Annotated in this window: 9 protein-coding genes; 1 reads left to right on the top strand and 8 read right to left on the bottom strand. The window is 68.4% G+C overall.

Annotated features, from left to right (window positions below):
- Nucleotides 1-128: 128 nt before the first annotated feature.
- The gene (locus VB739_RS15390) at nt 129-1,265 is read right to left on the bottom strand and encodes a trypsin-like peptidase domain-containing protein (protein WP_323357907.1); all 1,137 of its coding nucleotides are present in this window, start codon (nt 1,263-1,265) and stop codon (nt 129-131) included.
- Between the two features lie 91 nt (nt 1,266-1,356).
- Between VB739_RS15390 and dnaA the strand changes: the two genes are divergently transcribed.
- A complete protein-coding gene (gene dnaA, locus VB739_RS15385; RefSeq protein WP_416233348.1) occupies nt 1,357-2,787 on the top strand; it encodes a chromosomal replication initiator protein DnaA in 1,431 nt (476 codons plus the stop codon).
- Nucleotides 2,788-2,790: 3 nt separating this feature from the next.
- Here dnaA and cbbX read toward each other — a convergent pair whose 3' ends face one another.
- The 7 genes from cbbX to VB739_RS15350 all read right to left on the bottom strand — a co-directional run.
- The gene (gene cbbX, locus VB739_RS15380) at nt 2,791-3,759 is read right to left on the bottom strand and encodes a CbbX protein (RefSeq protein WP_323357906.1); all 969 of its coding nucleotides are present in this window, start codon (nt 3,757-3,759) and stop codon (nt 2,791-2,793) included.
- Nucleotides 3,746-3,991: a 4a-hydroxytetrahydrobiopterin dehydratase gene (locus tag VB739_RS15375; RefSeq protein WP_323357905.1), complete on the bottom strand. Its 246-nt coding sequence runs from the start codon at nt 3,989-3,991 to the stop codon at nt 3,746-3,748. Before VB739_RS15375 ends, cbbX begins: the two co-directional genes overlap by 14 nt.
- Before the next feature lie 15 nt (nt 3,992-4,006).
- Nucleotides 4,007-5,167, bottom strand: a complete 1,161-nt coding sequence (locus tag VB739_RS15370) for a CO2 hydration protein (protein WP_323357904.1) — start codon at nt 5,165-5,167, stop codon at nt 4,007-4,009.
- The gene (locus VB739_RS15365) at nt 5,164-6,696 is read right to left on the bottom strand and encodes an NADH-quinone oxidoreductase subunit M (RefSeq protein ID WP_323357903.1); all 1,533 of its coding nucleotides are present in this window, start codon (nt 6,694-6,696) and stop codon (nt 5,164-5,166) included. The genes VB739_RS15370 and VB739_RS15365 overlap by 4 nt, the downstream gene beginning before the upstream one ends.
- A 9-nt stretch (nt 6,697-6,705) precedes the next feature.
- Nucleotides 6,706-8,550, bottom strand: a complete 1,845-nt coding sequence (locus VB739_RS15360) for an NAD(P)H-quinone oxidoreductase subunit F (protein ID WP_323357901.1) — start codon at nt 8,548-8,550, stop codon at nt 6,706-6,708.
- A gap of 11 nt (nt 8,551-8,561) precedes the next feature.
- Nucleotides 8,562-9,029: a ferritin-like domain-containing protein gene (locus VB739_RS15355; protein ID WP_323357900.1), complete on the bottom strand. Its 468-nt coding sequence runs from the start codon at nt 9,027-9,029 to the stop codon at nt 8,562-8,564.
- Between the two features lie 5 nt (nt 9,030-9,034).
- Nucleotides 9,035-9,502 (bottom strand): BMC domain-containing protein (locus tag VB739_RS15350; RefSeq protein WP_323357899.1); only part of this gene is annotated, 468 nt, incomplete at its 5' end.

Below are 9,502 nucleotides of genomic sequence, written 5' to 3'. Positions count from 1 at the left end.
GGCCTGGATGGTGGCGGCCCTGGCCCTGCCCACCCCGGGCACGAGGCGGCTTTTGCAGCGGCCCGGCGCCGGCCAGCGGGCCAGCATCACCAGCTGGGGTGGTCCAGTCCCCCGACCCCGCGGCGGCCTCAACCCTCGCGCGGCAGCTCGGCGGGGCGGACGGTGAGGTTCTGCCTGGAGCCGTTGCGCAGCACCGTGATCGTCAGCGGATCGCCCACCTTGCCCCGGTCGACGCCCAGCTGCACCTCCGAGGCGTTGCGGACCGCCTTGTCGCCCACCTTCTCGATCAGGTCGCAGGGCTTGAGCCCGCCCCGGGCTGCCGGGCTGTTGGCCATCACCTCGACCACCACCACGCCGTTCACCTCCGGCAGGCGGCACTCGCTGGTGGTGGCGTTGATCTCCTTGGCCAGCTGGGGGGTGAGCGCCTGGAGGCGCACGCCGATGTAGGGGTGGCTGGCATAGCCGCGCTCGAGGATCTGGGCGGCGATCTGCCGGGCGGTGTTGATCGGGATCGCGAAGCTCAGGCCGGCGCCAGGGGCCTGGCGAATGGCGGTGTTGATGCCGATCACCTGGCCGCGGTCGTTGATCAGCGGCCCGCCGCTGTTGCCGGGGTTCACGGCCGCGTCCGTCTGGATGTAAGGCACGCGCTGGCCCTCACCCACGGCGTTGGTGCGCTGGATGGCGCTGATGATCCCGGCCGTCACCGTGTTGTCGAGGCCGAGGGGGTTGCCGATGGCGATCGCCCATTCCCCCGGCCGCACCTTGTTGGAATCGCCCAGGGTGGCGACCGGCAGCTTGGAGGCCACCACCTTGACCACCGCCACGTCGGTCAGGGGATCGGCCCCCAGCACCTTGCCGGTGAAGCTGCGGCCGTCGGGCAGGGTCACGCTCACCTCGCTGGCCCCCTCGACCACGTGGGCGTTGGTGAGCAGCACGCCGTCAGAGCGGGTGATGAAGCCCGAGCCCTGGCCCTGCTGCTGCTGGATGGCTGGACCCCGGCCGAAGATCCCCCCCAGGGGGTTCACGGTCCGCTTGACCGTGTCGATGCGCACCACGGCCGGTCCAGCTTTCTCGACCGCATCGACGATCACGGAACTGCTGGGCTGCAGCGTCGGCGCCGGTGCCGCATCGCTGATGCGGGGCTGCTCGGGCTTGGGCAGGCCCGGCAGGCCCGGGAGGGCCAGGCGGGTGCCGGTGCAGGAGGTCAGCAGGCCTGCCGTGGCCGCCAGGAGGCTGAGGCGTGACAGGAAACGGGGCTGAACCATCGGGGGCGGACGGGCGTCGCTGAAGGATTCATTAAAGACGAACCTCCGGGCCCGGGATGCCTATATTCGGCCATCGCGTCGTGGGCTCCTGGTGCAGCAGGGTGATCAGCTGTGGCACAGGGTGAGCCAGGATCTTCAGGGCAGGCTCAGCAAACCGACCTACGAGACCTGGATCCGTCAGGCCCGTTGCCGGGATTTCGCCGACGGCCTCTTGCGCCTCGAAGCCCCCAACAGCTTCGCCTGCGGCTGGCTGCGCAAGAACTACCTGGTGATGATCGCCGCGGTGGCCAGCGAGCACGCCGGACGGCAGGTGCGGGTCGAAGTGGAGGTGGCCCTGGATGCCGACCCCCTGGGCGCGTTGCCGGACGTCCTCGCTGAGAACGGCGACACGCTGCCGCAGCCTCTGGTGGAGGCCCCCCTGCGCGTGGCGGCAGGCCCGGCCGGTGGTGCGGGGGGTGGCACCCGGACGGTGCCGGCTCCCCTGCGCCTCGGGGCGGGCCTGAACACCCGCTACGTGTTCAACCGCTTCGTGGTGGGGGCCAACAGCCGCATGGCCCATGCCGCCTCCCTGGCGGTGGCCGAGGCCCCTGGCCGGGAGTTCAATCCGTTGTTCATCTGCGGTGGTGTGGGCCTGGGCAAGACCCACCTGATGCAGGCCATCGGCCACTACCGGCTGGAGATCGATCCGGACGCCCGCGTGTTCTATGTCTCCACCGAGACCTTCACCAATGACCTGATCCAGGCGATTCGCAAGGACGGCATGCAGGCCTTCCGCGATCGCTACCGGGCGGCCGATCTGATCCTGGTCGACGACATCCAGTTCATCGAGGGCAAGGAATACACCCAGGAGGAGTTCTTCCACACCTTCAACGCCCTGCATGAGGCCGGCCGCCAGATCGTGATCGCCAGTGATCGCCCCCCCAGCCAGATTCCCAAGCTTCAGGAGCGGCTGATTTCCCGCTTCTCGATGGGCCTGATCGCCGACATCCAGATCCCCGACCTGGAGACCCGGATGGCGATCCTGCACAAGAAGGCCGAGGCGGAACAGGTGTCCCTGCCCCGGGAACTGATCCAGTACATCGCCGGGCGTTTCACCTCCAACATCCGTGAACTGGAGGGGGCCCTCACCCGGGCGGTGGCCTTCGCCTCGATCACCGGTCTGCCGATGACGGTGGAATCGCTGGCGCCGATGCTCGATCCGATCGGCAATGAGGTGGCGGTCACTCCCCAGCAGGTGCTGGAGAAGGTGTCCGAAGTGTTCGAAGTGCGCATCGATGAGATGCTCAGCCCCAGCCGCAAACGGGCCGTCAGTCAGTCTCGCCAGGTGGGGATGTACTTGATGCGGCAGAACACCAACCTGTCGCTGCCGCGCATCGGCGAAGCCTTTGGCGGCAAGGATCATTCCACCGTGATGTATGCGGTGGAGCAGGTGGAGAAGAAGCTCAGCAGCGATCCCGCCCTGGCCCGTCGCGTGCAGCAGGTGCGGGATCTGCTCCAGATCGCCTGCCGCCAGCGACGCTGAACGTCAGCCGGCGCCGGTGAGGGGCTGGGCTGGATCCAGCCCTTCCACCTCGCCGTGGAACACCCGGCTGGCGATGATGTCGTCGGCTTCGATCGTCATCAGGTCGGTCTTGGTGAGGGCCCGGCCCATGCCGCTGAACAGCCGGTTGGCCTGGCGCATGCGGGCCCGGTCGATGGCGTTGCGGATCGAGCGGGCATTGGCGAAGAAGGGCAGCTGCATGCGGCGTTGGATGTACTCGGCGAAGGCCGCGCCCGCCTCCGGGCTGAACCGGTAGTTCTCCGCCGCCAGGATCAGCTGGGCGATCGCCAGGAGTTCGCTGGCGGAGTAGTCGGGAAAGTCGATGTGGTTGGCCACCCGCGAGGAAAGGCCCGGGTTGCTCTGGTAGAAGATGTCCATCCGCTCCTTGTAGCCGGCGAAAATCACCACCAGATCGTTGCGGTTGTTCTCCATCACCTGCAACAGAATCTCAATCGCCTCGGCGCCGTAGTCCCGCTCGTTCTCAGGCCTGTAGAGGTAATAGGCCTCGTCGATGAACAGCACGCCTCCCATCGCCTTTTTGAGCATCTCTCTGGTTTTTGGGGCGGTGTGGCCGATGTACTGACCCACCAGATCGTCGCGGGTGGCCGTCACCACGTGCCCCTTGCGCACGTAGCCGAGGCCGTGCAGGATCTTCGACATGCGTTCCGCCACGGTCGTCTTGCCGGTGCCGGGCCGGCCGGTGAACGACATGTGCAGGCTGGGTGGCGCCGTGTCGAGACCCACCTGGGTGCGGGCCCGGTTGATCACCAGCAGGGCGGCGATCTCCCGGATCCGGGCCTTCACCGGGCGCAGGCCGATCAGTTCCCGGTCGAGCTGGTCGAGACCCTCCTTGATGCCGGCGGCGTCATAGGCCGCCCGCAGGTCCACCAGCGTCGCTTCCTGGGAGTCGGCCGCCCCAGCGGCGTCGGCAGCGTCGTCACTAGAGGAGCCCATCGATGGCCTTGGCGAAGATTTCCTCCGGTTCGCCGATGGGGTCCTCGTCGGCTTCGGCGCGCAGCGTCAGGTTCACATAGGTGCGCCCGAAGCTGATGTCGGGGAAGCGGCCCTCCTGCTCCGAGAGGCCGTTCAGGCGCTCCAGAAAGGTGCGGGTGCGTTCGTAGTCGTCGAACTCGATGCGGCGCTCAAGCCGATCGGGTCGGGGCCGCCGGGTCCAGGGCTGATCCATGAACCCGACCCTAGATCAGCCGGGATCGTCGAGACAGTCGGTGCGGGCCACGCAGAGGCGGGCGGCCCAGGCGGCGGCGTAGGCCCGGTTGGCCGCCTGCTGCGCCGGGACATCGCTGTCGAGCGGATGGGGGAAGGTGCCGGCGATGGCGGCGTTGGTGACGCAGAACATCGCCTTCTGGAACGTCATGCAGATCTTCACCCGCACGTCCCCGGCCCCGCGGATGCCGGCCAGGTAGGTCCGGTGCAGGCGGTCGGGCAGGTGGCGGTACATGTCCTGCATCAGCAGGCTGGGCGGGATGCCCGAGCCCATGGTGGGCAGCGGGTCGGCGTAGAGGGCGCCATACATGAACTGGGCCTGGTCGGGGGAGATCTGCTGGGCCTGGGCGTTGAAGGACACGGTGCCCAGGAACGGGGTGCCGCGGAGGAACACCGCTTCGACGTAGGGCACGGCCACATCCACCAGGAAGGTGAGGCCCGCCTCGGGGGGGAGCACCCAGAAGCTGGTGCCGGCGATCTCCACGGCGTAGGTGATCGGTGCCCCGGCTGCCGCCACCAGGCCCTCCTTGATGAACGTGACCACTGCGGCGATCGAGTCCACCCGCCCGTCCCGCTCGGCCCGGGCCAGATCGAGGAACAGATCACTCATCACCCGCCAGAACTGGCCCAGGGCATGGGTGGTGGCCGCCGAGCGGATCAGTTCGCTCAGGAACTGGGGGAACAGGGGGTTGAGGGCCGCCAGCAGGGGGTCGCGGCGGGTCTTGTGGGCGACGATGGCGGCGCAGTTGGCCGCAAAGGCCTCGCTGTCGAGGTAGGCATCGAGGCCACCGGTGCCGTGCCAGAGCATCGCCTTCTGGCAGTACTCCGCATATTCGAAATTGATCCGGTCGTGCAGCAGATGGCGCCAGATCTTCGCCGGGCTGTGGTCACCGTCGAGGAAGCGGAACACCGGGAAGGGATTGAGGAACTGCTTCTCGGCCTGGTAAATCAGATTGATGCTGTAGGCATCCAGCACCTCCCCGTAGCTCTCCAGCACGTCCACCACCTGACTCAGGTGATCGGGGGACTCGGCCAGCAGGGTGCGTCCGGCCAGCAGGGTTTCCACCAGGTCGTCGCTGGAGGGAAACCCGCCGCTGAACGTGAGGGGCGGCTTGGGGGAACGGGGGATCGGTCTCATGACAGCAGCCCTCCGCCCTGGATCGCCGCCACCAGAGCCGGCAACTGGGCCATGGCGGTGGTGGCCTGTTCGCTCAGCTTGCCCAGCCCCCAGGGCAGCACCCCCAGGCCGACCACACCGCTGGCCAGGGCCAGGGCAGGCAGGGTTTCGCGCAGGGCCACCGCCGGCAGGCGCACGTCGAGGCGGGAGTCGGCCACCGGATCGCCGCTGGCTGGGGTCACCGCCAGCCGGCCGAAGAAGGCCCGGTTCACCAGCAGCAGGAAGTACACCGCCGTGAGCCCGGAGCCCACCATGCACAGCAGGGTGGCCACCGGGAAGGCGGCGAGGCTGCCGCGGAACACCAGGAATTCGGAGATGAAGCCCGCCATGCCGGGCATGCCGGCGCTGGCCATCACCCCCAGGATCATCAGCGTTCCGGTGAAGGGCAGGCCCCGCTCGGGGTTGAGCAGGCCGCGCAGAACCTCCAGGTCCCGCGTGCGGGTCTTGCGGTAGACCACGCCGACCAGCAGGAACAGCAGGGCGGAGATCAGGCCGTGGCTGACCATCTGGAAGACGGCCCCCAGCAGGCTGACGGGGGTGGCGGCGGCCGCCGCCAACAGGATGTAGCCCATATGGCCCACGGAGCTGTAGGCCACCATCCGCTTCATGTCCCGCTGGGCGATGGCCGCCAGCGAGCCGTACAGCACCGACACCGCCGCCCAGCCCGCCAGCCAGGGAGCGAGCAACGCCCAGGCCTCCGGGAACATCCCCAGGCAGAAGCGCAGCAGGCCGTAGGTGCCCAGTTTCAGCAGCACACCAGCCAGCAGCACCGACACCGGCGTGGAGGCCTCGGTGTGGGCATCGGGGAGCCAGGTGTGGAAGGGCACCAGCGGGATCTTGATAGCGAAGCCGATCAGCAGGGCCCCCAGCAGCGTCAGCTGGGTGCCCATGCCCAGCTGGGCCGTGGTCACCGGGTGGATGGCGAAATCGGCCTGGCCGGTGAACAGCGAGAGGCCGAGAAAGGCTCCCAGGATCAGGAAGCCCGAGATGGCTGTGAAGATGAGGAACTTTGTGGCGGCATAGCCCCGGTTGGCGCCGCCCCAGATGGAGATCAGCAGCCAGAGGGGAATCAGCTCCAGCTCATAGAAGAGGAAGAACAGCAGCAGATTTTCTGACAGGAAGGCCCCGTTCACCGCGCCGCTGATCCCCAGCAGCAGGGCGAAGTAGAGGCGGGGACGCTGGCTGAGATCGCGGGTGCAGATCGCCGACACCAGGGTGAGGGCGGCGTTGACCAGCACCAGCGGCATGGCCAGGCCATCGACACCCAGCCGGTAATCGAGGCCGATGCTGTCGACCCAGGCGAAGGACTCCTGCAACTGCAGGCCCGGATCGCTGACATCGAAGGCCAGCAGCACCCGCAGGCTCCAGAGCAGCTGCAGGACCAGCAGGCCGAGGGCCGCGCGGCGGATGCGCTCGGTGGCCAGCTCGCCGGGCCAGCACAGCAGGCCGAGGGCGCCGGCGAAGGGAATCAGCAGCAGGGCGCTCAGCATGGTTCCGGTTCAGCTCCCCAGCCAGGCGAGGCTGCTGACCAACAGCACGATCGCCGCCACCACGGTGAAGACGTAGGTCTGCAGCCGGCCGCTCACCCCCAGCTTCAGGCTTTCGGCCGAGGCCATTGAGACGTCGGCGATGCGGTTGACCAGCCCGTTCACCACCAGCTGGTCGAAGCCGTTGGTGATCCGGGCCAGGCCGGCCACGAAGGCCACGATCGTGGCCCGGTAGATGCGGTCGGTGTAGAAGTCGAAGGCGAGCAGGTCCTGCAGGACCCGCAGGGGCTGGCGCACGGAGCGGGACCAGAAGGTGTCCAGCGGGACCAGGCTGCCGGCCAGCAGCCCGCCCAGGCCGCTGCCCACCAGCGCCAGGGCCGTGACGCTCGAGAAGGCCCCGATGCCGGGGACCCGGTCGATGCGAATCATCACCAGGGGGGTCACCAGCACCAGCACCGCGACGGTCACCATCGGCAGGGCCATCAGCCAGTTCACCTCCGGCGCCCGGCGGGTCTTGGGGTGGGGGGACCCCAGGAACACCTGGCGATAGACCCTGGTGAAGTTGAGGGCCGTCAGGCCGTTGGTGAGCAGCACCACGGCGGCGAAGAACGGAGCCCTGGAGCTCAGCCCCTCCACCATCAGGCCGAAGCTCCAGAAACAGCCCAGGGGCAGCAGGCCGGTGAGGCCGGCCGCCCCCACCAGGAATCCGGTGGTGGTGGCGGGCATCCGGGAGCCAAGGCCGCCCAGCTCGGTGAGGTCCTGGCAGTTGGTGGTGGCGATGACGCTGCCCACGCTCATGAACAGCACGGCCTTGGCCAGGGCATGGGAGAAGAGCAGCAACAGGGCGATGAAGGGCTGCTGCAGGGCGATGGCCACGAACACCAGTCCCAGATAGGAGGTGGTGGAGTAAGAACAGGCCCGCTTCAGGTCGACCTGGGAGATGGCCACCAGGGCACCGCCCAGCGCACTGATGGTGCCCACCGCCAGCAGCACATCGATCGCCACCGGCGAGATCAACAGCAGGGGCATCACCTTCAGCAGCACTACGGCACCACAGGTGACCACCACGGAGTTGCGCAGGATCGAAGCCGGGTTGGGACCCTCCATGGCCTCATCCAGCCAGAGGTGCATCGGGAACTGGGCACACTTGCCCATCGGTCCGGCGATCAGCCCCAGGCCCAGAAGGGTGGCCCCCAGGGCCGGCAGGGTCTGGTGGGCCGACCAGGCGTAGAGGTCGTTGAACTCCAGCGATCCGGCCCAGGCCGACAGGGTGACGACACCCATCAGCAGCAGCACATCCCCCACCCGCTTGGTGAGGAAGGCATCGCGGGCGGCGGTCACCACCAGGGGCTGGGCGTACCAGAAGCCCACCAGCAGATAGGTGGACAAGGTGAGCATCTCCAGCAGGAAATAACTCATGAACAGGTTGCTGCTCAGCACCACCCCGGCCATCGCCCCTTCAAAGAACCCCACCAGGGCGTAGAAGCGCGCCAGGGACCATTCCTTGTCGAGATAGCCGAGGGCGAACACCTGCCCCACCAGGCTCATGAACGTCACCAGCTCCAGGGCCGCCAGGTTGGTGAGGGAGAGATCGAAACCGATGCGAAGGTCCAGGTCGGCGGCCGCGAACCAGGCGATGTCGAGATGCTGGGGGCCGAGGGCCAGCACGGCGCGCAGCACGAGGCTGCCGTGCAGCACCGCCAGCAGGGTGACCAGCAGGTTGAGGTAGGCGGCCGGACGCGGACCGTTGCGTTTGATCCAGCCCGTCGCCCATGGCAGCGACAGCACCATGCCGCTGAATCCGTAGAGGGGGATCAGCCAGCTGAGCTGGATCGACAGGGGAAGGGTGTCCGGCAATGGAAGGGACGTCAGAAGGTGGCCCTTTGCAGGGACCTGGACTGGGCGTTGCCCAGGCTGTCCAGCCAGGCCGCCAGCACCTCCCCATGCTGCTGTTCTTCGTCCCTCAGGGTTCGGAAGAAGGCCTCATTGTTGTGATCGCCGATCAGCAGACAGAAGCGTGTGGCTTCGGCGTAGTGCTGGATCAGATCCTGTTCGAGGTCGGCATCGAGGCGCAGCAGACCGACCAGATCGGCGGCATGGCCCACCGGCCGCAGCTGGGACGCGGCCGGTGCCACCCCCAGCTGGAGCATGCGCTGCACCAGCCGTTCGGCATGCCGCAGTTCCTCCACCGTTTCCTGGCGGAAGCGTTCGGCGGCCTCGAGCTCGCCCCAGAGCTCCACAAGGGAGGCCTGGGTCATGTACTGCTGCACAGCGGACAGTTCCAGGCTCAACGCGCGGCCCAGGTAGCCGAGGACGCGCGGATGGGCGGCGTCCATGGGGATCAGCCCCTGCGGCCGACGCCGGAAGCCGCCAGGGCAGGCTCCACTTCGCTGTGGGGACGGGCAATGATGTGGGCGGCCACCAGGCCGTCGCCCACCCGCTCGCAGGCGTCGGCTCCCGCCCTGACGGCCGCGTTCACGGCACCGGTTTCACCACGCACCATCACGGTGACGTAGCCGCCGCCGACGAACTCGCGGGCGATCAGGGTGACTTCGGCGGCTTTGGTCATGGCGTCCGCTGCCTCGATCGCCGGCACCAGGCCACGGGTTTCGATCAGACCGAGGGCGATGCCGTGGATGGTGGAGGCCATGGAGGGGGTACGGGGAGTGGTGGGGGTCGTGGGGGGGGTGCCGGCGCCACCGCTGCCGCGGCGGCTGGGGCTGGAGGCGCTGGAGCGGGCGGTGGTGGCGGGAGTCCGCCGCGGCTGGCGGGCCGGTGCGGCAGCGCGGGCTGCCCGGGGGGCCTTGGT

This window comes from Cyanobium gracile UHCC 0281 (assembly GCF_034931305.1).
GTDB classification, from domain to species: Bacteria; Cyanobacteriota; Cyanobacteriia; order PCC-6307; family Cyanobiaceae; genus Cyanobium; species Cyanobium gracile_A.
This window is presented reverse-complemented; position numbering and strand designations above follow the sequence as displayed.

What these genes read in the sequence shown, in the direction of transcription:
- VB739_RS15390 (WP_323357907.1), bottom strand. Translation starts at nt 1,265, where the DNA reads ATGGTTCAGCCCCGTTTCCTGTCACGCCTCAGCCTCCTGGCGGCCACG.
- cbbX (WP_323357906.1), bottom strand. Translation starts at nt 3,759, where the DNA reads ATGGGCTCCTCTAGTGACGACGCTGCCGACGCCGCTGGGGCGGCCGAC.
- VB739_RS15375 (WP_323357905.1), bottom strand. Translation starts at nt 3,991, where the DNA reads ATGGATCAGCCCTGGACCCGGCGGCCCCGACCCGATCGGCTTGAGCGC.
- VB739_RS15370 (WP_323357904.1), bottom strand. Translation starts at nt 5,167, where the DNA reads ATGAGACCGATCCCCCGTTCCCCCAAGCCGCCCCTCACGTTCAGCGGC.
- VB739_RS15365 (WP_323357903.1), bottom strand. Translation starts at nt 6,696, where the DNA reads ATGCTGAGCGCCCTGCTGCTGATTCCCTTCGCCGGCGCCCTCGGCCTG.
- VB739_RS15355 (WP_323357900.1), bottom strand. Translation starts at nt 9,029, where the DNA reads ATGGACGCCGCCCATCCGCGCGTCCTCGGCTACCTGGGCCGCGCGTTG.